At 72.4% G+C, this 25,831-nt stretch carries 20 protein-coding genes and 1 pseudogene; 11 read left to right on the forward strand and 10 right to left on the reverse strand.

Annotation, left to right across the window (positions count from 1 at the left end; genetic code table 11):
• Window positions 1-32: 32 nt before the first annotated feature.
• From FB388_RS04560 to FB388_RS04575, 4 genes are all read left to right on the forward strand, one after another.
• Entirely contained in the window at window positions 33-989 is a 957-nt protein-coding gene (locus tag FB388_RS04560; RefSeq protein WP_246121603.1) for a helix-turn-helix domain-containing protein, read from the forward strand.
• Window positions 990-1,347: 358 nt separating this feature from the next.
• A complete protein-coding gene (locus FB388_RS04565; protein WP_246121605.1) occupies window positions 1,348-2,691 on the forward strand; it encodes an APC family permease in 1,344 nt (447 codons plus the stop codon).
• A 104-nt stretch (window positions 2,692-2,795) separates the two neighbouring features.
• On the forward strand, window positions 2,796-3,254 hold the full coding sequence (locus FB388_RS04570) for a hypothetical protein (RefSeq protein WP_142102569.1): 459 nt from the start codon (window positions 2,796-2,798) through the stop codon (window positions 3,252-3,254).
• 466 nt (window positions 3,255-3,720) lie between these two features.
• Window positions 3,721-4,524, forward strand: coding sequence for an SAM-dependent methyltransferase (locus tag FB388_RS04575; protein ID WP_142097315.1), 804 nt, complete (start codon window positions 3,721-3,723; stop codon window positions 4,522-4,524).
• Window positions 4,525-4,683: 159 nt separating this feature from the next.
• On the opposite strand, the gene FB388_RS04580 is transcribed toward FB388_RS04575, so the two are convergent.
• The 8 genes from FB388_RS04580 to FB388_RS04615 form a co-directional block, all read right to left on the reverse strand.
• Window positions 4,684-5,583: a helix-turn-helix domain-containing protein gene (locus FB388_RS04580; RefSeq protein WP_211361996.1), complete on the reverse strand. Its 900-nt coding sequence runs from the start codon at window positions 5,581-5,583 to the stop codon at window positions 4,684-4,686.
• A 199-nt stretch (window positions 5,584-5,782) separates the two neighbouring features.
• Window positions 5,783-6,010 carry a DUF397 domain-containing protein gene (locus tag FB388_RS04585; RefSeq protein ID WP_425468523.1) on the reverse strand — a complete coding sequence of 76 codons (228 nt, stop codon included), beginning with the start codon at window positions 6,008-6,010 and terminating at the stop codon, window positions 5,783-5,785.
• A gap of 260 nt (window positions 6,011-6,270) precedes the next feature.
• Window positions 6,271-7,611, reverse strand: coding sequence for a permease prefix domain 1-containing protein (locus tag FB388_RS04590; protein ID WP_142097321.1), 1,341 nt, complete (start codon window positions 7,609-7,611; stop codon window positions 6,271-6,273).
• 3 nt (window positions 7,612-7,614) lie between these two features.
• Complete coding sequence (locus FB388_RS04595; RefSeq protein WP_142097323.1) at window positions 7,615-7,974, reverse strand: PadR family transcriptional regulator; 360 nt, start codon at window positions 7,972-7,974, stop codon at window positions 7,615-7,617.
• A 109-nt stretch (window positions 7,975-8,083) separates the two neighbouring features.
• Window positions 8,084-9,415, reverse strand: coding sequence for a M1 family metallopeptidase (locus FB388_RS04600; protein ID WP_142097326.1), 1,332 nt, complete (start codon window positions 9,413-9,415; stop codon window positions 8,084-8,086).
• Complete coding sequence (locus FB388_RS04605; protein ID WP_246121607.1) at window positions 9,406-13,263, reverse strand: Pls/PosA family non-ribosomal peptide synthetase; 3,858 nt, start codon at window positions 13,261-13,263, stop codon at window positions 9,406-9,408. The genes FB388_RS04600 and FB388_RS04605 overlap by 10 nt, the downstream gene beginning before the upstream one ends.
• A gap of 219 nt (window positions 13,264-13,482) precedes the next feature.
• Window positions 13,483-14,298, reverse strand: a complete 816-nt coding sequence (locus tag FB388_RS04610) for a TIM barrel protein (RefSeq protein WP_142097329.1) — start codon at window positions 14,296-14,298, stop codon at window positions 13,483-13,485.
• On the reverse strand, window positions 14,295-15,296 hold the full coding sequence (locus tag FB388_RS04615; RefSeq protein WP_142097332.1) for a Gfo/Idh/MocA family oxidoreductase: 1,002 nt from the start codon (window positions 15,294-15,296) through the stop codon (window positions 14,295-14,297). Before FB388_RS04615 ends, FB388_RS04610 begins: the two co-directional genes overlap by 4 nt.
• Window positions 15,297-15,374: 78 nt before the next feature.
• Between FB388_RS04615 and FB388_RS04620 the strand changes: the two genes are divergently transcribed.
• On the forward strand, window positions 15,375-16,403 hold the full coding sequence (locus FB388_RS04620; protein WP_142097340.1) for a LacI family DNA-binding transcriptional regulator: 1,029 nt from the start codon (window positions 15,375-15,377) through the stop codon (window positions 16,401-16,403).
• Between the two features lie 111 nt (window positions 16,404-16,514).
• On the opposite strand, the gene FB388_RS04625 is transcribed toward FB388_RS04620, so the two are convergent.
• Complete coding sequence (locus FB388_RS04625) at window positions 16,515-17,711, reverse strand: hypothetical protein (protein WP_142097343.1); 1,197 nt, start codon at window positions 17,709-17,711, stop codon at window positions 16,515-16,517.
• A gap of 124 nt (window positions 17,712-17,835) precedes the next feature.
• Window positions 17,836-19,035 carry an ROK family transcriptional regulator gene (locus FB388_RS04630; protein ID WP_142097346.1) on the reverse strand — a complete coding sequence of 400 codons (1,200 nt, stop codon included), beginning with the start codon at window positions 19,033-19,035 and terminating at the stop codon, window positions 17,836-17,838.
• A gap of 197 nt (window positions 19,036-19,232) precedes the next feature.
• On the opposite strand from FB388_RS04630, the pseudogene FB388_RS41135 reads away from it, so the two are divergent.
• From FB388_RS41135 to FB388_RS04655, 6 genes and pseudogenes are all read left to right on the forward strand, one after another.
• A pseudogene (locus tag FB388_RS41135) lies at window positions 19,233-19,610 on the forward strand (ATP-binding cassette domain-containing protein); the annotation flags it as partial.
• 42 nt (window positions 19,611-19,652) lie between these two features.
• Window positions 19,653-20,651 carry a sugar ABC transporter ATP-binding protein gene (locus FB388_RS04635; protein ID WP_425468553.1) on the forward strand — a complete coding sequence of 333 codons (999 nt, stop codon included), beginning with the start codon at window positions 19,653-19,655 and terminating at the stop codon, window positions 20,649-20,651.
• A complete protein-coding gene (locus tag FB388_RS04640; RefSeq protein ID WP_425468524.1) occupies window positions 20,648-21,658 on the forward strand; it encodes an ABC transporter permease in 1,011 nt (336 codons plus the stop codon). The genes FB388_RS04635 and FB388_RS04640 overlap by 4 nt, the downstream gene beginning before the upstream one ends.
• Entirely contained in the window at window positions 21,655-22,647 is a 993-nt protein-coding gene (locus FB388_RS04645; RefSeq protein WP_142097349.1) for an ABC transporter permease, read from the forward strand. The genes FB388_RS04640 and FB388_RS04645 overlap by 4 nt, the downstream gene beginning before the upstream one ends.
• Before the next feature lie 15 nt (window positions 22,648-22,662).
• Window positions 22,663-23,856, forward strand: coding sequence for a substrate-binding domain-containing protein (locus FB388_RS04650; protein WP_142097352.1), 1,194 nt, complete (start codon window positions 22,663-22,665; stop codon window positions 23,854-23,856).
• Window positions 23,853-24,752 (forward strand): sugar phosphate isomerase/epimerase family protein, encoded by a 900-nt coding sequence (locus tag FB388_RS04655; protein WP_142097354.1) that lies wholly within the window; start codon window positions 23,853-23,855, stop codon window positions 24,750-24,752. The genes FB388_RS04650 and FB388_RS04655 overlap by 4 nt, the downstream gene beginning before the upstream one ends.
• Window positions 24,753-25,831 lie beyond the last annotated feature (1,079 nt).

A 25,831-nucleotide genomic window follows, 5' to 3' on the forward strand; every position in this document is an offset into this window, starting at 1 on the left:
ATGGGCGACCTGCGCCCGTCGAGGAGGTCGGTGTGCCAGCTGCGACCGTGGTCTCGTCCGTGTCCACCGCCGGGGTCGCGATGGGCGACCGGCTGGCGTACTGGGAGGACTACAACGCGGACGCGCTGGTCGGGCTGACCTGCAGCACCTACCAGCCCGACGGGCTGCTGGCCCGCCAGCGCAACCTGAGCCTGGACGCCTTCCGGGTGGCCGACATCGCCGGCAACCCGCACGCGATCGAGCGGGCTCCGCGGATGGTGCGCTCCCGGCCGAAGGACGCGACGTTCGTGTCGATGATGGTCGAGGGCGATGCGTTCTTCTACCACTCGGGCGGCTGCCTGACCCTGCGTCCGGGCGACACCGTCGTCTACGACACCGACCAGCCGTACCTGTTCGGGTTCAGCAGCTCCATGCGGCAGCTGCTGGTCGACATCCCCCAGCAGCTGTTCGCCGAGCGGTGCGGGCAGGTGCCGGCGAGCCAGGGACCGGTGCTGGTGCCCGGCGACGATCCCGGGGTGTCGGGAGTGAGCGCCCGTGCGCTGCGCCGCATGCTGCTCGAGCTGGTCGCAGACCCCGTCGCCGCCTCGAACGCGGTGGGGGAGCAGGTCCTCGACCTGGTGCAGACCGTGCGGTCGGGCCGGGGCTCGTCGAGCAGCACCGCGCACCTGCTGTCCGCGAAGGCCTTCATCGCCGGCCACCTCGGCGACCCGCGGCTGTGCGCCGACGTCGTCGCCCGCGCGGTCGGCGTGACACCCCGGCACCTGAACCGCGCGTTCGCCGCCGAGGAGACGACCGTCGCGCAGTACATCGTCGCCCGCCGCCTGGACCGGGCGAGAGCCGACCTCACGTCCGCCCACCTGGCGCACTTCCGGATCGCCGACATCGCGTTCCGGTGGGGCTTCTCATCGCAGGCGCACTTCAGCCGGCTGTTCCGCGCCCGGTTCGGCTGCTCCCCGTCGCAGGTGCGGACGACGGTGGGGTTCGCGTGATCCCGGGCGGCCTTGTTGTCGTCAAGGCGAGCTGCGCCGGGAACCGATATCGGTGACCGTTGCACTCCCGGCGACCTGATCGTCCGGGCCGTCGGTATCGGATCCCCCGTCGTGCTCGGGATCGGTCGAGAATATCGGTGAGGGTCGGCGCGCCCGGAGGATGTCCCGGTAGCGGGGCTGCCTCGCTCGCATTTCGACGTCGTATCCCGCGGGGTCGACATGGTCCGCCACAAGACCTCCTTCGCCTGCTACCTCTCTACCCGTCATCGGCCTGAACAACCTCTGGATCGATAGGCCGACGGAGTGACTTCTGCCCGCCGGGCTGTTTGACCGCGGCCAGGACGGTGATCCGGCAAGGGTGAGCCAAGGGGAAGTCGCCGCCAGAACGAGCGAGGCGCCGCAGCTGCGGCGCGCCATCACCCGGACCGCGCTGCTGCTGTTCGTGGTCGGGGACGTCCTCGGTGCCGGCATCTACACCCTGGTCGGGGAGGCCGCGGTGCAGGCGCGCGGCGCCCTGTGGCTCGCGCTGCTGGTCGCGCTCGGGCTGGCGCTGCTGACGGCGGCCTCCTACGTGGAGCTGGTCACCCGCTTCCCGCGCGCCGGCGGGGCCGCGGTCTTCGCCCACCGCGCCTTCCGCAGCGACGCGGTCTCGTTCCTGGTGGGCTTCTGCGGGCTGGCGGCCGGTGTCACCAGCGTGGGCGCCCTCGCGCTCGCCTTCGCGGGCGAGTACCTCGATGCGCTGGTCCCGCTGCCGACGCTGCCGGTCGCGCTGGTGTTCCTCGCCGCGATCGGCCTGCTCAACGCGCGCGGCATCAGCGAGTCGATGGGCGCCAACATCGTCATGACGCTGCTGGAGGCCGCCGGGCTGGTCCTGGTCGTCGTGCTCGGCGCGGTGGTGGCCGGCCGCGGCGGCGCCGATGCGGCCCGGCTCGCCGACCTGCCGCCCGGCGGTGTCTCCGGCGTGGCGCTCGGGGTGCTCGCTGCGGCGTCGCTCGCGTTCTACTCGTTCGTCGGGTTCGAGACCTCGGCCAACGTCGCCGAGGAGACCCGCGACGTGTCCCGCAACTACCCGCGCGCGCTGATCGGTGGGCTGCTCCTGGCAGGGGCCCTCTACGTGCTGGTCGGGCTGACAGTCACGCTCACGGTGCCCGCCGACCGGCTCGCCGGCTCCAGCGGACCGTTGCTCGAGGTCGTGCGCGTGGCCGATGTCGGGGTGCCGGCCTGGCTGTTCTCGGTCGTCGCCCTCGTGGCGGTCGCCAACACCGCGCTGCTTTCCGGCATCTACTCCAGCCGGCTCGCCTACGGGATGGCCGCGGACGGGGTCCTGCCGGCCGTGCTCACCCGGGTCCTCCCGCGACGCCGGACCCCGTGGGTCGCCATCCTGGCCAGCCTCGCCGTCTCGACGGCTCTCACCTTCACGGGCGACCTCGGCGATCTCGCCAACACCGTCGTCCTGCTGCTGCTCGTCACGTTCGCGAGCACGAACCTCGCGGTGATCGTCCTGCGCCGTCGCCCGAACGAAGGGGAGCCCGACCACGTCCGCGTCCCGATAGTGCTGCCCTGGCTGGGGCTGGCCTCCTGCGTCGCGCTCGCCACCCAGCAGGAGCCGACCGTGTGGCTGCGCGCCGCGCTGCTGCTGCTGGTCGGAGTGGCGCTCTACGGTGCTACCCGGCTGGGCGAGCGGTTCGCCCGGCGCTCATAGCGCGAATCGGAAACGGAACGAAGCGGACGCCGTGCCTGCTGCAGATAACGACCGGTTCGCCCCCGGGGTCGTTTCTCGGGACCGCGCACGGGTAAGTGCTCGACATGGACAGTGAATCGACCGATCCCGGGCACTCGCGACCACAAGGGGCAACCGATGAGGCGATGCTCGCGAGCGGCAGGTTCACCGAAGCGCTTGCATACGTCGAGCGTGCGCGTGGTCACCTCTACTCCTTTCACCGGTTGATCGGGGAAGCCGACCTCCTGCTCGACGACGTCGCCGCGAACTTGGAGGCGGCCGGCAACGCGCAGCTGGCCAAGCGGGTCGCCGAGGAGCTGCTCGGCCGGAACGTGCTTGCAGGCCGGTGGACATTCCAAGTGGTCGAGGAGTTCGACGACGACTATTACGCCTCCTTCACCAACCTCGAGCGAGTGGTTCGGGACGAGATGATGGCGGGCCGTCGCCACGTGCTCGAGGCCGAGATGAAACAGCGTCGCCGCACAGCGGGCCGGCCCGGCCACGAAAGCAGCCCCATGGCCGTCGGAACCGACGAGGAACTCTGAACCGAACCACGAGGTCGATCATGCCCCGGGTTCCGCGGGGCAGGAGCCCCGAGCGATCGACGGCGCTGATCGCCACCGCGCCGGTGCCGACTCGGTCGACCCGCCTGGAACGCCACCCGAAGCGGCGACCCAACCGGTGCGGGTCGCCGGCCACACCCGGGCCGGGAAAGGTCGTCGGTCCTGCACGCAGTCACGGCGTAGTCGCCGCTCACCTGCGCAAACGGTGACACCGTCACGAGTATCAGTCGTTGCGAGGGCCCTTTGCGGACGCCGCCCCGAGATATGATCACGATCAACAGCAGTGCACGAGAGGCTGTTGAATGCGGGCGTCCGACACTCGTTCGACTGGGCCGTTCGGTCCGGCGGGCCAACGTTTCGTGAGCAAGGCGCCCGCCTGGTCATCGAGAGGTGTGATCATGTACTCTCGGGGAGGCCTACTGACACAGAGAGTGAGTGCGTCAACGACATGAGCAGCGAGTTCTCTAGCTCAGGCGCCGGGCCGGCGGTCGACGAGTCTGTTCCCCACTCGGCGCGCATCTGGAACTACTGGCAGGGCGGCAAGGACTACTACGCCGTTGACAAAGAGGCCGGTGACCAGTACATCGCGGTCTTCCCGGGAATCGTCGACATCGCGCGGAGCATGCGCTACTTCCTGCGTCGTAGCGTCCGCTACCTGGCCGGCGAGGCCGGAGTGTCGCAGTTCCTGGACGTAGGCACCGGGCTGCCCACCGCTGACAACACGCACCAGGTCGCCCAGCAGGTCAACCCGGCCGCGCGCATCGTCTACGTCGACAACGACCCCACCGTGCTGGCGCACGCCCGTGCCCTGCTGACCAGCACCCCCGAAGGGGCCACGGCGTACATCGACACCGACCTGACCGACACCGACGTGGTGCTCGCCGAGGCCGGGAAGACGCTGGACGTGACCAAGCCGATCGCGGTCACCATCAACGGCGTCCTCGGACACACCAACGACTACGCGGTGGCGTTGGGGGTCGTGCACGGAATCATGGACAGGCTGCCGTCGGGTAGCTACCTGGCATTCTCTGATTCCACCACCGAGGACGAGGCGTTCAACCAGGCGCAGCAGGGCTATGACGACACGGGCGCGGTCCCGTACAAGCTGTGGACCCCGGAGGAGCTCGCCGGCTTCTTCGACGGTCTGGAGTTGGTGGAGCCCGGCCTGGTGCCGATTCCGATGTGGCGCCCCGAGCCCGGCGACGAGCCCAAGGCGCTGCCCACGCTCGCGGGCGTGGGCCGCAAGCCCTAGCGGTTCACATAACGGTCAGCGAGGTCGCACGATCTCGCGCTGACTCCTGATTCGGCCGAGGGAAGCGGACGAGAGCCTGGCAGGCTCGATGTGCCGCTTCCCTCAGACGTGTGTTTGCACCAGATCCCGGTCCCGGGAACCGCCACCGTTGCCGAAGCGTCAGAGCGCGTCGCGTACGGATGCGATCAGATCGGTGGACAGCTGGGGGGTCAAAGCCCCGGCGGCCAGCCGGTTCATGATCTGGAGGTAGTTCATCACGTCGACGTCCTTGTTCAGGTAAAGGGCGCTGTTGAGCTGTTCGAGGTAGACGATGTCGGGGAGATCGGGCTCCGCGAAGCGCAGCAGGGTGAACGGGCCGCCGACTGCTGCGACGTCACTGCGGTCGAAGGGCACGACCTGCACCGTGATGTGCGGCAGCCTGCTGGCCTCGAGGATGTGGTCGAGCTGCTCGCGCATGGCCTTCCTGCCACCCAGGTTCCGGCGCAGCACCGCCTCGTCGATCACCGCCCAGTACTCGGGGGGTTTCGGCAGGTGGAGCAACTGCTGGCGGTGCATCCGCAGCTCGACGCGCTTGCTCACCTCATCGGATCGAACGGCCTCGCCGAGGTTGACCACCGCGTGGGCGTAGGCCTCGGTCTGCAGCAGACCCGGTACGTACTGCGCCTCGTAGGTACGAATGATCGTGGCGGCCTGCTCCAGCCCGACGTAGGTGGAGAACCAGTCGGGCATCGTGTCGCTGTACCGGTGCCACCAGCTCGGCTCGTTGGCCTGCTCGGCCAGGCTCAGCACCACGTCCCGGGCCGACCCCTCGGTGAGCCCGTACATGGTCAGGAGGTCGGCGACATCTCGCGGCTTGAACCCGACCCGGCCCGACTCGATACGACTCATCTTCGCTTCGGAACCGCGGATGGCGTACGCGGCTTCCTCTCGGCTGATGCCGCTCGCTTCGCGAAGTCGGCGAAGCTGCGCGCCGACGAGGATGCGCAAGACCGTAGGACCGCCCCGAACCTCGGCGAACCCGCCCTCAGGCAGGTCGTCCTCCTGGCCATCGGCCATCATCACCCCCGAGAAGACTGCGGATCTCGCGCATCAGGCCACACGGTACCGCGGGCTTTGTGCCAGCGGGGAACGGCTCCACAGCCTACGACGTCGAGCGGTGAAGGCGCGAATTTACGCAGCGGGGGATTGGGAAGGCGTCATCTCCCTTCGCGTGGAGCCGGCATAGCCTCTTTCCGATTGAGGCGGGTCGACCGCCGATTCACGGAAGTCCGGCGCGCCCGCCCTCGGCCAGGTCGTCGAACTCGCCGTGCTTCGCGCCGAGCAGGAACGCCGCGAACTCTCCTGCGGTGTGGACGAGCACATCCCCCTCCGGGAACCGCGAGTTGCGCATCGCGACCCGGCCGCCGACCACTGGCGCGAGCTCCACGCACGAGCCGTTCGGGTTGCTGTGCCCGCTCTTGCGCCACCGCAGCGACGCGCTATCCACGGACGAGCTCGCCAACTCGACCGACGGCTCAACGAAGTCCCGCATCCCGTGTAGTCCCCCTCGGAGCGTGCACTGCCAGATCTCCGCGACCGCGACCGGCCGCAATTGCATATGAAACTGCATCGGCAGTTGCATCTGCAACCCGAGGGTGGAGGACCTGGCGGGAGCATCGGCGTCGGGCCGCCCTGGCCGCGCCTCGGCGGGCGCCGGCCCGGCTCGGGGGCGAGGTGCCGACCGCTACGGGATGTCTGCGCCGGGACTCACGCGAACGCGAAGAGCGGAGGGAGGACCGCGACGACCGCAGCTGCCCAGATGGCGAAAACGGGCAGGTACCGGGTCTGCCACCGCTCGACGCGGTGGAAGTGGGTCCGCCCCGTGTGGAACCGGATCGAGAGCCGCGCGGCCTCCGCAAGGTTCACGAGGAGAACGAGGTTGAGGCCGAGCGCGGCCACCCGGTTCGGGGTCAGTCCGAGCTCGCCGATCCGAGCGACCATCGAGCCGAGCACCATGGCGTCGAGCAGGAGGGCGCTTCCGACGGCGAGCAGTTGGATGCGATCCATCAGTCCGGCCGGCCGGGACGGGTCTCGCGCCGACATCGCGTAGAGGACGAGTCCCAGCACCACCACCATGAGGGCGTCGAAGACCGAGAGCAGCTCGCGGTCGAACGCTGCGGCTACGCCGGACACGACGTAGGTGACCGCGGCGACGGTCAGCATCACGGCGAACAGCGGGGTGAAGAGCACCGTGAGCACCGGCGCCATGTTCTCCACCACGTGCTGCTTGGACTCGACGAGCCAGGACGCCACGATCACGGCACCGGCCGCGCCGGACGGCACCACCCATTCGGCGATCCGATCGACGTCGAGGCCGATCGGATCGAGGATCGCGCCGGTGAGCAGGAGCAGCACACCGCCCCCGAGCGCGATGAGCACGTAGTAGATGGCCCACTCGCCGGTGAAGCGGACGAAGTCCATGCGGCGCTCGTGCGATCGGATCGTGCCGCCCATGTACGGGTAGGCGACCGCGAACCAGAGCACGACGGGCAGGTGGAGCGCGACGAGCAGCTCCGTGGCCGAGCCCGGGGGGTAGGGGTAGAGGTTGACCACGAGTGCCGCGACCACGAACGGCACGGCCGTGAGCAGCCATGCCCGGGTGTCGAGCCGCCGCCTCCGGAGGAAGTATCCGGCGAGGAACGGCAGCACGAGCAGGCCGACGTTGCGCAGGAGCCAGCCCGGTTCCTCGGCGGGGAACCCGGCTGCGAGTCGCGCGACCTGCACCGCGACCGCCGCGCCCACCGCGGGAACGAGCGCCTCGAGCCACCCGCCCGAGGAGCGCACCGGTTCGTCGTCACCGCTCAGGACGAGCTGCTTCCACAGTCGATCGCTGTGCTCCCGGGCGAACTCGCGGGAGAGGCTGTCGAGGTCGCCCATCCGCTTCACGGCGACGAGGAACGCCTCGTCGGCCGTGAGGTTGGCCGCGTCGAGCTCGGCGATCTGGTCGCGGAGATGCGCCTCCAGCTCGTCGACGTCGCGGTCCTCGACCGCCGGGGCCTTCGCGACGTAGGCCCGCCACTCGGCGATCTGCTCCTCCACGTGATCCATGGCTCAGGCCTCACCGAGTGCCGGCATCAACCCACCCGGGCCGCGCCAGACGTGGTCCAGGGCTCGGGTGACCGTCACCCACTGCCGTCGCTGCTCGGCGAGCGCGGCTCGGCCGTCGTCGGTGATCGCGTAGTACCTGCGGCGACGTCCTTCGGGCGGCGTCCGCCACTCCGTCGTCACGTACCCGAGCCGGCAGAGGCGGTGGAGCAGGGGATAGAGCATCCCGTCGGTCCATTCGAGCTCACCCCCCGAGAGCTCGCGCACCTGCTTCAGGATCGCGTAGCCGTAGCTCTCGCCGTCGGCGAGGATCGCCAGCACGAGCGGTGTCGCCGACGCTGCGACGAGGTCCTTGTCGATCTGCACGGGCGGTGGCCTCCTATGGCTCGGACCGTTATGCATAGAAGCACAAGGTATGAACCACGGCAAGCCGACGCGGCCGGGCGATGCCGGCGGAGCAGGACAGGTGGCGGGTTCAGCGGCCCTTGACGGCGATGTCGGGGAGCGCGGGTTTGTGCAGCCACTCGGTGAAGAACGCCGAGAGATCCGTGGCGGCGTGCCGTCCGGCCAGCGCGACGAACTCGGCGGTGGTCACCGTCGCGTGCCGGTGCCGCCCCGCCCAGCCCCGGAGCAGGGCGAAGAACCGCTCGTCGCCGATCCGACCGCGCAGCGCGTGCAGCACCAGCGCGCCGCGCTTGTAGACCCGTTCGTCGAAGATCCGGGCCGGCCCCGGGTCGGCCAGGACGAGGTCGGCAGGCTTCGCCGCCATGCGCGCGTGCCACTCGCGGGCGTGCACGGCGGCACCGCGGCCACCGGAGGCCTCCGACCACAGCCACTCCGCGTACGTCGCGAAGCCTTCGTTGAGCCAGATGTGACTCCAGTCGGCGATCGTGAGGCTGTTGCCGAACCACTGGTGCGCCAGCTCGTGCGCGACGAGCCGCTCGTGGGTGCGCCGCCCGTCGACGTGGTTCGCCCCGAAGATCGACATGCCCTGGGCCTCGATCGGGTCCTCCAGCTCGTCATCGGTGACGACGAGCTGGTAGTTCGCGAACGGGTACGGCCCGAAGAAGCCCTCCAACGCGGTCATGATCGCGGGATGCCGGCCGAGGTCGCGCTCGGCGTCCTTGCGCAGCCTGGCCGGGACCAGCGCGACCTGTGGCACCGGACCGGCGGCGAGCACGACCTCGTCGTACCGCCCGATCTGCACGCTGACCAGGTAGGACGCCGTCGGCTCGACCCGCTCGTACACCCAGGTCCTCGTGCCGGCCGAGCGGCGCCGCGCGACGAGCACACCGGTGGCCGCGACGGTGTAGGGCGCCGCCGTGGTCACGGTGATGCGGTAGGTCGCCTTGTCCGACGGGTGGTCGTTGCACGGGAACCACGACGGCGCACCGATGGGCTGGCTCGCGACGAGCGCGCCGTCGGTCAGCTCGTCCCAGCCGACGTCGCCCCACCGGCTGGAGACCGGTGCCGGGCTGCCGACGTAGCGCACCTCGACGGTGAACCGGTCGGCGACCGGGCGCGCGGGCGTGACGTGCAGCTTCCCGGAACGCTGGGTGTACTTCGCCGGCTTGCCGTCGACGAGCACCCGCGGCACGCGGAACGCCGCGAGGTCGAGGCTGAAGCGGCTCAGCGGCCGCTCGGGCACGACGGTGAGCACGGCCCGTCCGGTGAGGCGGTTGGCCGCGAGCTTGTAGTCGATGTCCAGCTCGTAGTGCTCGACCCGGTACCCACCGTTGCCGTGCGCCGGCAGGTACGGGTCGCCCGACCGGGCTGCGCCGGTCGTCGGCTTGCGACTCAGCTCCACGTCGTGATCGGGTTGCCCAGCCAGCGGGTCGCGGCGGGGACCGTGTCGCCGCGCGTGACCAGCGAGCCCGGCCCCACGGTCGTCCCCGCGCCGATGCCCGCACCGGGGAGGATGATCCCGTTGGGCCCGAGCGTCGCGCCCTCGTCGACGCGCACCACGTCCATGGTCATGATCCGATCATGGAACAGGTGGGTCTGCACCACGCAGCCGCGGTTGACGGTGGCCCCGTCGCCGAGCCGCACCAGGTCGGACTCGGGCAGCCAGTACGACTCCAGCCACACGCCGCGTCCGATGCTCGCGCCCATCGTCTCCAGCCACGCCGTGAGGACCGGGGTGCCGCTCGCGGGCCCGACGAGCCACGGCACCGCCAGTACCTCGACGAACGTGTCGGCCAGCTCGTTGCGCCACACGAACGAGCTCCACAGCGGGTGCTCCACCGGCCGGAACCGGCCCACGAGCAGCCACTTCGCCACCGTCGTCAGGCCGGCGGCCGTGATGCCGGCGGCGAGCAGCAGCGGCCCGGCGAGCAGCGCGGCGACCACCGACCCGGCGGCGGCGTGGATGGCCACGAGCTGCCCGGTGACGAGCACGGCGAGGGCGGCGGAGCAGATCACCGGCACCAGCCGGCACAGCTCGATCAGCCCGCGGGCGATCCTGAGCCTGTGCGGCGGGTGGAACGTGCGGCTCGTGTCGCCCCGCTCGACGGCCCTTCGCAGCGGCATCGGCGGCAGGCCGAGCCACGAGGAGCCCTTCTTCGCCTTGCGCGGTGCCGCCGAGAGCACGCCGACGAGCCCGCGGTCGGGCACCGAGCGGCCCGGTGCGGTCATCCCGGAGTTGCCGAGGAACGCCTGCTTGCCGACGCGCGAGGGCGCCACGTGCATCCAGCCGCCGGAGAGCTCGTACGTGCCGACCATGGTGTCGTCGGCCAGGAACGCGCCGTCCGCGACCGTGGTCATCTTCGGCAGCGCGATCACCGTCGACGCCTCCACGTCACGGCCGACCTTCGCGCCGAGCAGCCGCAGCCACGTCGCCGTGAACTGGCTCGAGTACAGCGGGAACAGGGCCGTGCGTGCCATCCCCATCAGCCGCTCGGTGGTCCACACCTGCCAGCCGGCACGGCTGTGCACCGGGTGGAACCCCTCGGTCATGCCGATGCCGAGCAGGCGCACCCCGGCCACGACGAACGCCGCGTAGGTCGTCAGGTACGCGAGCGTCGCCGGGGCGACCACGAGCAGCGCCCCGCGGATCGCGTCCGCGGGGGTCGCGGAGCCGACGACACCGGTCGCGAGGATCGCGAGCGCCGGCAGCGCCGCAACCGCGGGGAGCAGCCCGAGCAGCATCGACGTGACGCCGTAGGCGAAGGTCCAGGTGCGCGAGCGCGCCGGCCGGGTCGACGGCCAGCGCACGCCGCTCTTGCCGGCCCGTTCCGCGGGCGAGCCCGCCCAGCGCTGACCGGCGGGGACGGCGCCGCGCACCGTCGACCCCGCCGCGACCTCTGCGCCCTTCCCGATCCGCGCGCCCGGCAGCAGCGTGCTGCGCGAACCGATGGTGGCCCCGGCGCCGATCCGGATCTTGCCGATGTGCACGACGTCGCCGTCGACCCAGTAGCCGCCGAGGTCGACCTCCGGTTCCACGGCCGCGCCCCGCCCCACCTTGAGCATCCCGGTCACGGGAGGGGCGGAGTGCAGGTCGACGTCCTTGCCGATCCGCGCTCCGAGCGCGCGGGCGTAGCGGGTGGTCCACGCCGCGCTGGAGACGCCGGTGGCACCGGACATCTCGGCGAGGCGGGTGGCCGCCCAGAGCCGCACGTGCACCGAGCCGCCGCGCGGGTAGCTGCCGGGACGCACGCCGCGCAGGAGCAGCCGGGCACCGCCCGCGGCGATCCCGATCCGCCCGGCCGGGCTGAACAGCACCAGCCAGGCGACCGCGAGCGACCACCAGGGCACGGTCGGCGCCCACGGAACCGCGACGGCGGCGACCGTCGAGATCGCCGCGGCGAGGGCGGCCCAGCGCAGGCCGACCAGCGCCACCATCGGCGCCATGAGCAACGCCTGTGCGAGAGCCGCGCGCCGCGGGGTCGGCGTGACGTCGCGTCGCTTGGTCGCGGTCGAGCTCAGTGCGTCCAGCCGGCCCGCGAGTGCGCCCAGCTTCGGGTGCAGGTAGATGTCGTTGACCGACACCTGGGGGTGCCGGGTGCGGATCCGCGCCACCAGCTGCGCCGCGGTGAGGCTGCCGCCGCCGTGGGTGAAGAAGTCGGCCTTCGGGTCGGTCACCGGGACGCCGAGGATCTCCGCCCAGCCCTCGGCCAGCCAGCCCTCCGTCGAGGTCAGCAGGCCCGCCGCGACGGGGTCGATCTCGCCCGCAGCCGCCAGTTCCGATGTCAGGGGCCACGGCAGCGCGTCCCGGTCGACCTTGCCCGACGTCCGCGTCGGCAGGTCGTCGACCACCGCGAGGAGCGGCACGAGCGCGGCGGGGAGCTGCTCGCGCAACAGGAGCGCCGCGGCGTCGGTGTCCAGCTCGTCCTCCGGCACCACGTACCCCACCAGCACCTGGTTGCCGGCCCGGGTGCGGCGCACGGCCGCCGCCGCGCCGCGCACGCCGGGCAGCGTGAGCAGCGCGGCGTCGACCTCGCCCAGCTCGATGCGCCGGCCACCGAGTTTGACCTGCTCGTCGGCGCGCCCGAGGAACAGCAGCCCGGCCTCCTCGGCGCGCACGACGTCGCCGCTGCGGTAGGCGCGCTCCCAGCCCAGCGAGGGGAGCGGGGCGAACTTCACGGCGTCCTTGTCCGTGTCGAGGTAGCGGGCGAGCCCGACCCCGCCGATCACCAGCTCGCCGCTCTCGCCCATCGCGACCGGCTCACCCGCGCCGTCGACGACGGCGAGCGCCCACCCGTCGAGCGGCAGCCCGATCCGCACCGGACCCTCGCCGGTGAGCTGCGCGGCGCACGCGACGACGGTGGCCTCGGTCGGCCCGTAGGTGTTCCACACCTCGCGGCCCTCGACCGCGACCCGCTCGGCCAGCTCCGGGGGGCACGCCTCGCCGCCGAAGATCAGCAGCCGCACGTCCTCCAGCGCGTCCGGCGGCCACAGCGCGGCGAGCGTCGGGACGGTGGAGACGATCGTGATCCGCTGCTCCTCCAGCCACGGCCCGAGGTCGACCCCGGTGCGCACCAGCGCCCGCGGCGCCGGGACCAGGCACGCGCCGTGCCGCCAAGCGAGCCACATCTCCTCGCAGGAGGCGTCGAACGCGACCGACAGCCCCGCGAGCACGCGGTCACCGGGCCCGATCGGCTCTTCGGCGAGGAACAGGCGGGCCTCGGCGTCGACGAAGGCCGCTGCGGAGCCGTGGCTGACCGCGACGCCCTTCGGGGTGCCCGTCGAGCCGGAGGTGAAGATGATCCACGCGTCGTCGTCGGGCCCGGGTGCGCCCGGGGTGCCGATCGGCCGGCTGTGGGTCGTCATCGATCCGTTGTCGCCGAGCACGGCGCACACGCCTGCTTCGCCGAACACGAGCTCGGCCCGCTCGTCGGGGTCGTCCGCGTCGACGGGGACGTACGCCGCGCCCGCCGCGAGGACCGCGAGGATCGCGACGTACAGCTCGGCGGTGCCGGAGGAGATCTGGACGCCTACGCGGTCGCCGACCCCGATGCCGGCATCGGCGAGGCGCCGCCGGACGGTGTCCACCTCCTCGGCCAGCGCGCGGTAGGTGAGCACCGTGCCGCCGGCGTCGACCGCGGCATCGTCCGGGTGCTTCGCGGCGGTTTCGGCGAGCACGTCCAGCAGCGTGCGGCGGGCCGGCGCGGGTGCGGCGGGGTAGAGGGCGCGGGCGCCCGCGAGTGCGAGCGTCACCGGGCACCGGCCGGGTTCTGCGTCGGTCGGGTGTGGCGACGGCAGCGTGCAGCGCGCGAGCGCATGTCTCACCTTCCGGGTGAACGTGCTGTGTCGTCGACCGGTCGTCGTCAGCGGGGTCGGGGCTGGGTGCGGGACGGTCGGCACCACCCGGGGCACAGCGATCTCGCGCTCAGGTTAACGGCAGGTTGCCGCGCGGTCCCGAAGAGGTGCGTGAGTTCACCCCTCGAGCAGGGAGGTGGACGACGTCCCTGCTGGGGGAGCGAACGCGGTGCGGAACCGTTCGAGAGCCCGGACCGGGTCGCCCGACGCCCAACCTTCGAGCCCGACCACCCCCGGGTAGCCGAGGCGGTGCAGGGTTGCGGCGATCGCCGGGTAGTGGATCTCGCCGGTGCCGGGTTCGCAGCGGCCGGGGACGTCGGCGACCTGGATCTCCCCGACGACCGGCAGCGCGCGCTCGACGAGCTGGACGAGGTTCCCCTCGCCGATCTGGGCGTGGTAGAGGTCGAGGTTGAGCCGCAGGTGCGGGCTGTCGACGGCCTCGACGAGCGCGAGCGCGTCGGCGGCACTGGCGAACGGCACGCCGGGGTGGTCGACCGCGGTGTTGAGGTTCTCGAGGGTGAACACGCGCCCGGCGCGCTCCCCGAGCTCGGCGAGGCTGGTCAGCGTCCGCGCGGCGGTCAGCCACATCTGCGGCGTGACGACCTGCGAGGCCATCACGGGCAGGCCGCGGTCGTCGAGGCCGGTTCCGTGCACGTTGAGGCGCGGGCAGTCGAGCTCGTCGGCGACCCGGAGCGACTCCTCCGCCGTGCGCAGCAGCTCCTCGGCCCCGTCAGGATCGGCGAGGGTGCCCCGGACGTACCCGGTCATCGAGGAGAACGTCGCCCCCGTCTCGGCGAGCGCGGCGACGTCCTTCGCCGTCCAGTCCCAGATCTCGACCTCGAACCCGAGGTCGGCGATGCGGCGCACGCGCTCCTCGAACGGCAGGTCGAGGAACAGCATCTCGGCGGACGCTGCGAGGCGGAACCCCGTCATCCCCCGACCTCCTCGATCCGGACCGGGCGCCCCGAGCGCACCGACTGGGCCGCGGCCAGCGCGATCGCCAGCGCCGCGCGGGCGTCCTCCCCGCCCACCGGCGCCGGTGTCCCGTCGCGGACGGCGGCGACGAACGCGGCGAGCTCCGCGACGTAGGCGGAGGCGAGGAGCTCCTGGTCGCTGCGTGCGGTCTCCACGATCCGGCCGTCCGCGCCGGAGAAGACCGTCCCGGAGCGGCGGCCGTCGCCCATGGTGGCCATGTCACCGGAGCCGAACACCTCGCCGCGCACGTCGTAGCCGTAGGCGGCCTCGAAGCACGCCTCGGCGACACCGGTGGCGCCGTTGGCGAACCGCACCACGACCACGGCGGTGTCGAGGAGCCCGCGCTCACGCCACCCGGGCTCGACCAGCGCGTCCGCGGTGGCGTACACCTCGACGGCCTCCGCGCCCGGGTTGAGGAACCGCAGTGCGTCGAAGTCGTGGATCAGGGTCTCGTTGAAGATCGTGTCCGGCGGCACCCGGGAGGGGTCGAACCCGCCGGGGTCGCGGGTGACCGAGCGCAGCACGCGCGGGGTGCCCAGCCGGCCGTCGTCGAGCAGCGCGCGGGCGGCCTGCCAGTCCGGGGCGAAGCGCCGGTTGAACCCGATCTGCAGCAGGACGCCTGCGGCGCGGGCGGCGTCGATGGCCCGGTCGGCGTCGGCCAATGAGAGCGCCATCGGCTTCTCGCAGAACACGGCCTTGCCCGCCCTTGCTGCGGCCACCACCAGGTCGGCGTGGAAGCGGGCGGGCGCCGCGATCACCACCGCGTCGACGGCCGGGTCCGCGAACGCCTCCGCCGGGTCGGTGTAGGCGCGGTCCGCACCGAGGCGCTCCGCGATCCCGGGCGCCGGGTCCGCCACGGCCACGAGCCGCGCTCCCGGGATCCGACGCGCCAGCGAACTGCCGTGGAACGCCCCCATCCGACCGGCCCCGACCAGGGCCACCCCGATCTCGTCCATCCGCTCCTCCTCGAGCCTAGAACGTTCTAGACGCGGTGAGCCTAGAACGTTCTAGGTGGAGATCGGTAGGGTGCGGACGTGACAGAGCGCGCCCGGCGGCCCACCCTCGCCGATGTCGCCGCTCGGGCGGGGGTCTCCGTCGCGCTGGTCTCGATCGTGATCCGCGACGCCCCGGGTGCCAGCGCGGCGTCCCGGCAACGGGTCCTGCAGGCCGCCGATGAGCTGGGCTACCGCCCCGACACCCGGGCCCGGTTGCTGCGCAGCAGCCGCAGCCGGCTGCTCGGCGTCGTGTTCGGGGTCCACCACGCCTTCCACGGCGACCTCGTCACCGGCCTCTACACCGCCGCCGACCGCGCCGGTTACGAGCTCGCGCTGAGCGCCGTCACCCCGCAACGCGACGAGGGGCGCGCCGTGGCGAGCCTGATGCAGGACCGCTGCGAGGCGCTCGTCCTGCTCGGCCCGCACGCGTCCACTGCGCGGCTCGCCGAGCTCGCCGACCGCCTGCCCGTGGTGGTCGTGGCCCGGGCGGCGCGCCACCGCGCCCTCGACGTCGTCCGCACCGCCGACGGCATGGGGCTGCACCAGGCCGTGGACCACCTCGTCGCGCTCGGCCACCGCCGGATCACCCACGTCGACGGCGGGCGGGCCCCGGGCGCGGCCGAGCGCCGCCGTGGTTACCGCGACGCCATGCGCCGCCACGGCCTCGATGCCGAGATCCGGCTCCTGCCGGGCGGGCTCACCGAGCAGGACGGTGCCGCGGCGGCCCGCGCCCTGCTCGACCTCGAGCCGCGGCCCACCGCCGTGACCGTGTTCAACGACCGCTGCGCCCTCGGCGTGCTCGACGTGCTGCAGCGCGCAGGCCTGGCCGTGCCCGGGGACATCAGCGTGGTCGGCTACGACGACAGCCGCCTCGCCCGCCTGTCGCACGTCAAACTGACGACGATCGCCCAGGACACCGAGCAGATCACCACGCTCGCCGTCACGCGCGCCGTGGACCGGCTGGACGGGACGCCGGTCACCGAACGGGAGATGGTCGTCGCGCCCCGACTGGTCGTCCGCGCCACCACCGCCCCCTGCACGGCCGACCGGCGTGGCGCGGGGTCGTAGGCCTGCCACCCGCAGACGCTGCGGGTCGTGCGGTGGGCCAACGCGCACCTGAAGGAAGTCTCCCCCCAGGTCATCGCGTCCTGAGGAGCCGGACGGCCCCGGAACGGGTCGTCAGCCCGACGGTGTGGTCGGGGCCGAGGTCTGCGAGTCGTCGCGCACGGCCAGGTAGACGGCGCGCACCGCAAGGGTGCGCTCGACGTCGTCGATGACGGGTGCCAAGAACTGCTGGCGGTGGTCGGCATCGGTCATCGAGGTGATCGCGAAGTACATGCTGCCGAACGCGGCGAAGAGCGTGGCGTTGCGCAACAGCGCGACAGGCATCGTCGGCAGCACGACCGATGGCGCGGGCGGGCTGCCGATCCACTGCTCAGCGGTCTCCGGGGTGACCACGATCAGTCCCAGGACGATGAAGAACGCGAACAGGGCCAGACCGACCACCACCGCCTGCACGAGCTGACGGGTGGCGAGCATCAGGAGCAGATTGCGGGACTGGCGCCCGTCGAGCGGCTTCGCCCGGAGCCTGCGGTCGCGCATCAGCTCGTCGATCGGAACGCGAGCCAGGGGCGTCCCCTCGCAGGCCGCCGACAGCAGGGGCGGGCTGAGGTCCTGCTCGACCCGGCCGATCTCATCGCGCAGGCGTGCGGCGGCCGCTAGCACCGTGACCAGGGCGAACAACCCCACGACCAGCGCGAGCCGCCACCACGTCAGCCTGTTCATCGCCTGCCACAGCTCACCGGTGAAGAAGAGGAAGAGCGTGACGAACAGCATGGCGGGCAGCGCCCGCCCCAGCAGGTGCACGCTGTTGCGCAGGTCGTGGAGGGCATGCCGGATCGCGTCGCGGAGCAAGGTGCCGAAGCCGTAGGTGGTGGCCAGGGAGGTGGCTGCAAAGGCGGCGGCGAAGAAGACGACGAACCCCATGGGGCCGACGACGTTGCCGAGGGGCGGCGTGATGTCGTCGTCGACGGCGAGCTGGAGCAGGGGTACCGCGATCGGTGCCGCGGCGTACGCGGCGAGGATCACGACCGTGGCGGCGGGCGAGAAGCGGGGCAACCGCCGGACGAACACCGAGATCGTCGCCCACACCGACAGCGTCAGCACGAGCACGAGCAGGAGCCAGCGCCCCGAGCCCGCGGTCCTGAGCGGAACGAGCCACGCCAGGCTGGCCAGCGCGACGAAGGCCAGAGCCGGCAGCATCCGCGGCAGCACGTGCTGGACGAAGCGGTAGCCCTCGATCATCGTGGGCATCCCGCGCCGGACGAACCAACGCTCGGTCTGGCCCAGCAGGGCATCGGATCCGGTGAGCAGCATGAGGTGGTCTCGCCCCGTCGAGTTGTCGCTGCTGCCCGTGGGCGGCGGCAGCGCGGTGGAGATCCTCCGCAGGACCTCTCCGGGTATCTTGCCCGCCGGTCGGGTGGCAGCAGCGCTGCCGGTGTCAGCGCCGAGCGGCGACGAGGTCGTCCACCTGGGCGGGGGAGAGCACGCGCTCGACGACCATGACCGCCGCCCCGATCACCCCGGCCCGTTCGCCGGACCGGCTGGGCACGATCCGCAGGTGCTGGGTGGCCAGCGGCAGGGAGCGGCGGTAGACGACCTCGCGCACGCCGGCCAGCAGGTGCTCGCCCGCTGCGGCGAGTGCGCCGCCGATCACGATCACCGACGGGTTGAGCAGGCTGACGGCCGTCGACAGCACCTCGCCGATGTCGCGGCCGGCTGCCCGCACCAGCTGCACGGCCTCCACGGAGCCGGATCTGGCCAGCGCGACGACGTCGCGGCTGGACCTCGTGTCGTGACCGCGGGCTCGCAGCGCAGCGGCCAGCGCGCCACCCGACGCGATGGCCTCGAGGCACCCGGTGTTCCCGCAGCGGCACGGCGCGTCGCCTCCGCCGGGCACGGCGACGTGCCCGAGGTCGCCCGCGGCGCCCTGGGCACCGCGACGCAGCGCGCCGTCGCTGATGATGCCGCTGCCGATGCCGGTGGCGACCTTGACCAGCATGAGGTGCGCCGTGCCCGGCCAGTGCGCGAAGTGCTCGCCCAGTGCCATGACGTTGACGTCGTTGTCGACGAGGGTCGGCGCGCCCAGCTCGGCGGTGAGCCGGGCGGGCACGTCGAAGCCGTCCCAGCCGGGCATGATCGGCGGGTTGACCGGTCGGCCCGTGGAGTGCTCAACCGGGCCGGGCAGCCCGACGCCGATGCCCGCGAGGAGCTTCGGCTCCCACGGCGCCAGCAGTTCGCGGGCCCGTGCGACGACGCGGTCGAGCACCACGTCCGGGCCGAGGGCGATGTCGAGGTCCTCGTTCACCTCGGCGAGCACCGACCCGGCGAGGTCGGTCACGGCGAGCCTGGCGTGGGTGGCTCCGAGGTCGGCGCCGAGCACGACGCGCACCCCCGGGTCGAACCGGAAGCGCGTCGGCGGCCTGCCGCCGGTGGACGTGGCCTCCCCGGCGTGCCCGACCAGGCCGCTGGCCAGCAGCGCATCGACCCGCGCGGCGATCGTGGACCGGGCCAGCCCGGTGCTCGCAGCCAGCTCGGCGCGCGTGCGGGCGCGCCCGTCTCGAAGCAGCTGGAACAGCTCGCCTGCACCGGCGACGGACCCGGTGGGTGGAGCCGCGACGGCCCCGGCGGGCTCTCCCATGTGCTTAGTCAAGCACACTTTCTTCCGGCCGGATGACGCAACATCGTCGACGGAGTCGAAGCTTTTGATTGTGCATCGACAGAAGTGGCGCTAGCTTTCGCCTAGTGAGCCACGTCACGGCGAGGGCCGGCGGAACGCTGGAGATGGCGGGCATCAGCAAGTCGTTCCTCGGCGTGGGCGTGCTGCAGGGCGTCGACCTGGACCTGCGTCCCGGCGAGGTGCACGCGCTGGTGGGGGAGAACGGGGCGGGCAAGTCGACCCTGCTCAAGGTGCTCTCCGGAGTCCACGCGCCGGATGCGGGCACGATCGCGATCGATGGCGAGGTACGCACGTTCGCGAACCCGCGCCAGGCCCATGAGGCCGGGATCGCGATCATCCACCAGGAGTTCACCCTCCTGCCCGAGCGCACCGTCGCCCAGAACGTGTTCCTCGGCCGCGAGCCGGTGCGGCGCGGCCTGGTCGACACCGCCGCCATGGGGCGTGCCACCGCCGCGCTGCTCGCCGAGATCGGCGAGACCGGGTTCGGGCCGGACGCGGTCGTGAGCCGGCTGTCGGTGGCCCAGCAGCAGGTGGTCGAGATCGTCAAGGCGCTGGCCACCGACGCCCGGATCGTCGCGATGGACGAGCCGACGGCCGCGCTCGCCGACCACGAGGTCGGGTTGCTCTTCGACCTCGTGCGGCGGCTAACCGCGCGCGGGATCGCCGTGCTGTACGTGTCGCACCGGATGCCCGAGATCTTCGCGCTCGCCGACCGGGTCACCGTGCTCAAGGACGGAGCGCGGGTCACGACCGTGCCCACCGCCGAGCTCGACCCGCCCACGCTGGTGCGGCTCATGGTCGGCCGGCCGCTCGACGCCTACTACCCACCTCGCGGCGGGGATTTCGGCGACGTCCGGCTGGAGGTGCGCGGCGGGACGGCGCCCGCGCTCAGGGGGATCGACCTGGCGGTGCGCGCCGGCGAGGTGGTCGGCGTGGCAGGCCTGCAGGGCTCTGGCCGCACCGAGTTGCTGCGCGCGATCTTCGGGGCCGACCCGTTCACGGCGGGCGAGGTACGGCTCGACGGCGAACCGGTGCGCCTGACCTCGCCCCGCCGCGCGATCACCGCGGGCGTCGCCATGGTCACGGAGGACCGCAAGGCCGAAGGGCTGGCGCTGGCCCGCTCGGTGCAGGAGAACGCGCTGCTCGTGCTGCGGGCGGTCTTCCCGCGCCGCGCCCGCGCCGGCGCGGTGCGCACCCGGGACGTGCTCGCGGCCGTCGGGCTGCGGTCTGCGGGCGAGGACCAGGAAGTGCGGTTCCTGTCCGGTGGCAACCAGCAGAAGGTCGTGCTCGCGAAGTGGCTCGCCGTCGACCCGCGGGTGCTGCTGCTGGACGAGCCGACCCGCGGCATCGACGTCGGCGCGAAGGCCGCCGTGCACGAGCTCGTGCGGGAACAGGCCGCGGCCGGGATGGCGGTGCTCCTGGTCTGCTCGGAGCTGCCGGAGCTGATCGGGATGAGCGACCGGATATGCGTGCTGCACGAGGGCAGGCTCGCCGGTGAGCTGCCGGCCGGTGCATCGGAGGAGGACGTGATGGCCTTGGCCACCGGCGGACCCGTGCGCGCCGAGGTGCCCCGGTGACGGCGCTCGTGGGGCGGGCGCGGTGGTTGCCGCGGATCGCGGCCGGGCCCGCGGCGGGGACCTGGGTGGCGCTCGGGTTGGTGGTGCTGCTCGCGGCCGCGATCGTCAGCGCACGCGGCGGCGACTACCTCACCCAGGCCAACGTGCTGAACATGCTCTCCCGCTCCAGCGCGCTGGGGATCGTCGCCGTCGGGCAGACGATCGCGATCCTCGCCGGGTCGCTGGACCTGTCGGTGGCCTACCTGATCGGGCTGTCCTCGCTGATCGCCGCCGAGGTCATGGCGGGCGACCCGGCGATGATCGTGCCGGGCGTGCTCGCGGTGCTGGCCGCGTCCGCGCTGGTCGGGCTCGTGAACGGGCTGGTGATCACCAAGCTGCACGTCAACGCGTTCATCGCGACCCTCGGCGTCGGGCTCGTGATCAAGGGGATCCTGGAGAGCCGCTACCAAGGACCGGCCGGGTCCGTCCCGGTGCTGTTCCAGCGGCTCGGTTACGACCGGATCGGCCCGATCCCGGTCTCCGTGCTCCTGATGCTCGCGGTGGCGGGGGCGGCCGCACTGTTCCTGCAGCGCACGCGCCTCGGACACCACGTGTACGCCGTCGGCGGGAACGTCGAGGTCGCCCGGGTCTCGGGGGTGCCGACCTCCCGCACCACCGTGCTCGCGCACGTGCTCTGCTCGCTGTGCGCCGGGCTGGCCGGGCTGTACCTGGCAAGCCGGCTCGGTGCGGGCGCGCCGTACGTCGGCACCGATGGCGGCTACGACCTGGAGTCGATCGCCGCGGTGGTGCTCGGCGGCACGGTGCTCGCAGGCGGGCGCGGCGGGGTGGGCGGCACGGTCGCCGGTGTGCTGCTGCTCGCGGTGCTCGACAACCTGTTCGACCAGCTCGTCCTCGATGCCTTCTTCAAGGACGTCGTGCGCGGGGCCGTGATCATCCTGGCCGTTGCGGTGTACGCGCGGCGACAGCTGCGGGCCAGGGCGCAGCGTGCCGTGCGGGTGCCGCGATGAGAGCGCTCCTGAGCCGCGGGGGCGCGGTGGCGCCGGTGTTCGCCGTGTTGCTGGTCCTGCTCGTGGCGATCGCGGTCGTCAACCCGAACTTCATCGAACCCGCGTCGCTGCTCGCCTACCTCAAGCGTGCCGCCCCGCTCGCGATCCTCGCCGTCGGGCAGTACTTCGTGATCGTCTCCGGCGAGTTCGACCTGTCGGTCGGCTCGCTGGTCACCGTGCAGGTGGTCGTCGCGGCCCGGCTCATCGACGGCGACGAGTCGGCGACGCTGCCGGTGATCGCACTGCTCGTGGCGCTGGGCCTGCTGATCGGGCTCCTCAACGGCCTGATCACCACCCGGCTGTACGTGCCGTCGTTCGTCACCACGCTCGGCATGCTGCTCGTGCTCTCCGGCGCGGTGTTCCTGTGGACGGGCGGCGCCCCGCGCGGGTCGCTCTCCGCGGCATTCCGCGTGCCCGGCCGGCAGGGCATCGAGATCCCCGGGTTCGGCCAGGTGCCGTGGTCGGCGCTGATCCTGGTCGCCGTGGCGGCCGGAGCCGTCGCGCTCATGCGCTCGGCGTGGGGGCACACGCTGGTCGCCACCGGCGACAACGACCGGGCGACCGCCCTCGCCGGCGTACCCGTCGCCCGGGTGCGCACCACGGCGTTCGTGCTGTCCGCGCTGGCGGCGACGCTCGCGGCGATCCTGCTCGGCGGTTTCGCAGGCGTCTCCGCCCAGGTCGGCGAGGGCCTCGAGTTCTCCGCGATCACCGCTGTCGTGCTCGGCGGGGTCGTGCTCGGCGGCGGCCGCGGCAGCGTGCTCGCGGCGCTGGCCGGCGCGCTCGTGCTCGAAGCGCTCTTCACCCTGCTCAACCTGCTCGGGGTCTCCGGTGCGCTGGAGTCCACGGTGCAGGGCGTGATCATCATCGCCGCCGTCGCGTACGCGGCGCGGCGGGTGGGGCGCACGCGCCGCCCGCCTGCAGTTCCCGATCCGTCCCCTCAACCCGCCTGACGAAGGGTCCGTCCCATGAAGCGATCGAGGATGCTCGCGACGGCAGCGGCAGGAGCGGTGCTCCTGCTCGCCGCGGCCTGTACCAGTGACGTCCCACCGGGTGGCGCGGCGGCGCCGACGGGGGCTCCCGCGACGTCGGCGCCCGCGGCCGGGAGCGAGTTCTTCGACCAGGCCGAGCACGACAGACAGCTGGCCCTGCGCGACCAGACCGCGCAGGGTCCGGCCGACCAGCCGTGGATGCAGATGCTCGAGCCCGAGATGCGGGACACCGCGCGGTACGCCACACAGGGGCCGCACCACGTCTGCTTCTCCAACGCCTCGGTCGACAACCCGTGGCGGCAGGTCGGATGGACCACCATGCAGGCGGAGGTCGACCTGCACCGCGACGAGATCGCGAACTTCACCGCGCTCGACGCGGGCGCGAGCGACGACAAGCAGATCTCCGACATCCAGCAGCTCGTGGGCGGCGACTGCGACGCGCTCATCGTCTCCCCGAACACCACCGCCACGCTGACCCCCGCCGTCGAGGCGGCGTGCGGCCAGGTGCCGGTGATCGTGTTCGACCGGGGCGTCGACACGGACTGCCCGGTCACCTTCATCCACCCCGTCGGCGGCTACGCGTTCGGCGCCACCGCGGCCGAGTTCCTGGCCGGCGAGGTCGGCCAGGGCGGGAAGGTGCTCGCGCTGCGCGTGCTGCCCGGCGTCGACGTGCTGGAGCACCGCTGGGCTGCGGCCGAGCGGATCTTCGCCGCGCGTGGCGTGAACGTCGTCGGCGTGGAGTTCACCGAGAACGACACGGCGACCGCCAAGAGCATCGTGTCGGACTACCTGCAGCGCGAGGGCCAGATCAACGGGATCTGGATGGACGACGGCACCGCGGGCGTCGCCGCGCTGGAGGCGTTCGAGGACGCCGGGCAGCCGCTCCCCGCGATCAGTGGTGAGGACCAGCAGCAGTTCCTGGAGAAGTGGCAGGCCGAGGGCCTGACGGCGCAGGCGCCGACGTACCCGACGTTCCAGTGGCGCACCGCGGTCGTCGCGGCTCTGCAGGTCCTGCGGGGCGAGCAGGTGCCGAGCGAGTGGATCCTGCCGCAGCCGACCATCAACGGCGAGAACCTCTCCCAGTACCTGCAGCCGGGGCTCCCGCCGCTGCACTACGCGCTCTGCGGCTGTCAGCAGATGCCCGACTTCCCGGCTCGCTGGGGCGCGTGAGCGTGCGCATCGGCGTCAGCACCTGGGTATGGGCGTCGCCCTGCGACGACGCGGTGGTGGCCGCGCTCGCCCCGCGCGTGGCGGCATGGGGTTTCGACGTGCTCGAGCTGCCCGTGGAGCAGCTCGGCGACTGGGACCCCGTCCGCACCGCGACGGTGCTCGGCGATCTCGGGCTGGGCGCGAGCGTCTGCCTGGTCATGCCGCCGGGGCGGGAGCTGGTGGACGCCGACGCGGCCACCGTTCGTGCCACGCAGGACTACCTGCGCGGGGTGCTCGACGCCGCCGCGACGGTCGGTGCCTCCGCGATCGCCGGGCCCGCCTACGCCTCCGTGGGCCGCACGTGGCGGATGTCGCCCACCGAGCGCTCTGCGGCCTACTCGCAGCTGCGGGAGAACCTGGCGCCCGTGGTCGAGCACGCGGCGCAGGTGGGTGTGCGGATCGGGGTGGAGCCGCTCAACCGGTACGAGACCAGCCTGCTCAACACCGTCGACCAGACCCTCGAGGCCCTCGACGGGCTGCCGGCGGAGCAGATCGGGCTCGCGCTGGACACCTACCACCTCAACATCGAGGAGCGCGACCCGGCGGCCGCGACCCGCCGGGCCGCCGGGCGGATCGTGCACGTCCAGGTGTGCGGCAACGACCGCGGCACGCCCGGCGCCGACCACATCGACTGGCCCGGCTTCCTCGCCGCGCTCGACGACGCGGTGTACGCCGGGCCGATCTGCATCGAGTCGTTCACCTCGGACAACGTCACGATCGCGACGGCCGCTTCGATCTGGCGCCCCTTGGCCCCCACGCAGGACGAGCTCGCCACGGACGGCCTCGCCTTCCTGAGGAGAGCCGTTGGCGCCGTGAGAGATCAGGACAGGTCGGACATGCCGAGCACGAAGCGGTAGCGGACGTCGTTGCCTTCGAGCCGGTCGAGGGCGACGGGCGAGGTCGGCTCGAGCAGCACTGCACCAGTAGTTCCGAACGCGAGCAGGCGCTGAAGCGATGGTGGCGCGGCACGGGGCGGACATCGCGCAGGCGATCGCCCTCGCAGGGGCGCTGATGGCCATCTCGCAGGCAGCCGGTGGGCGTGCACATCGTGTGGTGTCGGTGCACATGGCCGGCAGTGTGTGTCGTGGCGGGAAGGTGTGCACGGTGGCCGGCGACGTTCCGCGGAACGCGGCGCGGTGCCGTTGTGGTGCCGTCCTGGTGGGAACCGTTCCGGTGGGCGCGCCGTTCCCGGCTCGGGCCTCCCGGCCTCACCTGTCCGCCCACGGCTGCTGGTGGGGTCGATCCGGTTCGCCTCGCCCCGCACCTACCGCGGCGACTGGCTTGGGTTCACTACCGAATTCTGTGGTTGCTCTGGCGGCCGTCCCCGACTTGGGGGCACGGCGGTTCCCGACGAACACCTGGCCTGGGTGCCACGCAACCGGCTGTGGTCCCGTTCCCACCCCAACCACCCCTGACGGTCCGTCCGTGATCAGCGGACGCCTCGTCCCTGGGCTGGTCCGGCCTGACCGTGCGCGGATGGGCTGGAGTGTGAGGGTCGGGACCACAGCAGGTTGCGTGGCACCCAACTGCGGCGGTCTCGTCCCCGACCGCCGTGCCCCCGCGTCGGGGACGGCTGTCCACGCGACCACGGAATTCGGTAGTTGACCCAACCCAGCCACCTCCACCGCCGAAGGGGTCGACGGGAACCGGGGGAACACCCGGGAGGCCGACAACGGGCCGGGCGCCGGGAGGCCCGAGCCGGGAACGGCGCGCCCACCGGCGGGTTCTGTGACCAGGCCGACCCGACGGGAATCAACCAGAGCCGCAGGGACCATGATCCGAACTGGCGGTTGCCCATGGCTGCCGGCACGACCATGAACGCCCGCTACAGCGGATCATGCCCACCAAGATCGCGTGTATCGGTTGCCCATGGCTGCCGCCACAGCAGTAGCGAACCGCTACACCGGATCATGCCCGCGACCGCCACTGGACGGGG

Source organism: Pseudonocardia cypriaca, assembly GCF_006717045.1.
Taxonomy (GTDB): Bacteria; Actinomycetota; Actinomycetes; order Mycobacteriales; family Pseudonocardiaceae; genus Pseudonocardia; species Pseudonocardia cypriaca.

Bases quoted from the DNA above. Each gene is read 5' to 3' on its own strand.
- FB388_RS04610 (WP_142097329.1), bottom strand. From the start codon at position 14,298: ATGACGGGGTTCCGCCTCGCAGCGTCCGCCGAGATGCTGTTCCTCGAC.
- FB388_RS04645 (WP_142097349.1), top strand. From the start codon at position 21,655: ATGAGAGCGCTCCTGAGCCGCGGGGGCGCGGTGGCGCCGGTGTTCGCC.
- FB388_RS04570 (WP_142102569.1), top strand. From the start codon at position 2,796: ATGGACAGTGAATCGACCGATCCCGGGCACTCGCGACCACAAGGGGCA.
- FB388_RS04615 (WP_142097332.1), bottom strand. From the start codon at position 15,296: ATGGACGAGATCGGGGTGGCCCTGGTCGGGGCCGGTCGGATGGGGGCG.
- FB388_RS04575 (WP_142097315.1), top strand. From the start codon at position 3,721: ATGAGCAGCGAGTTCTCTAGCTCAGGCGCCGGGCCGGCGGTCGACGAG.
- FB388_RS04635 (WP_425468553.1), top strand. From the start codon at position 19,653: ATGGACGAGCCGACGGCCGCGCTCGCCGACCACGAGGTCGGGTTGCTC.
- FB388_RS04630 (WP_142097346.1), bottom strand. From the start codon at position 19,035: ATGGGAGAGCCCGCCGGGGCCGTCGCGGCTCCACCCACCGGGTCCGTC.
- FB388_RS04580 (WP_211361996.1), bottom strand. From the start codon at position 5,583: ATGATGGCCGATGGCCAGGAGGACGACCTGCCTGAGGGCGGGTTCGCC.
- FB388_RS04650 (WP_142097352.1), top strand. From the start codon at position 22,663: ATGAAGCGATCGAGGATGCTCGCGACGGCAGCGGCAGGAGCGGTGCTC.
- FB388_RS04625 (WP_142097343.1), bottom strand. From the start codon at position 17,711: ATGCTGCTCACCGGATCCGATGCCCTGCTGGGCCAGACCGAGCGTTGG.
- FB388_RS04590 (WP_142097321.1), bottom strand. From the start codon at position 7,611: ATGGATCACGTGGAGGAGCAGATCGCCGAGTGGCGGGCCTACGTCGCG.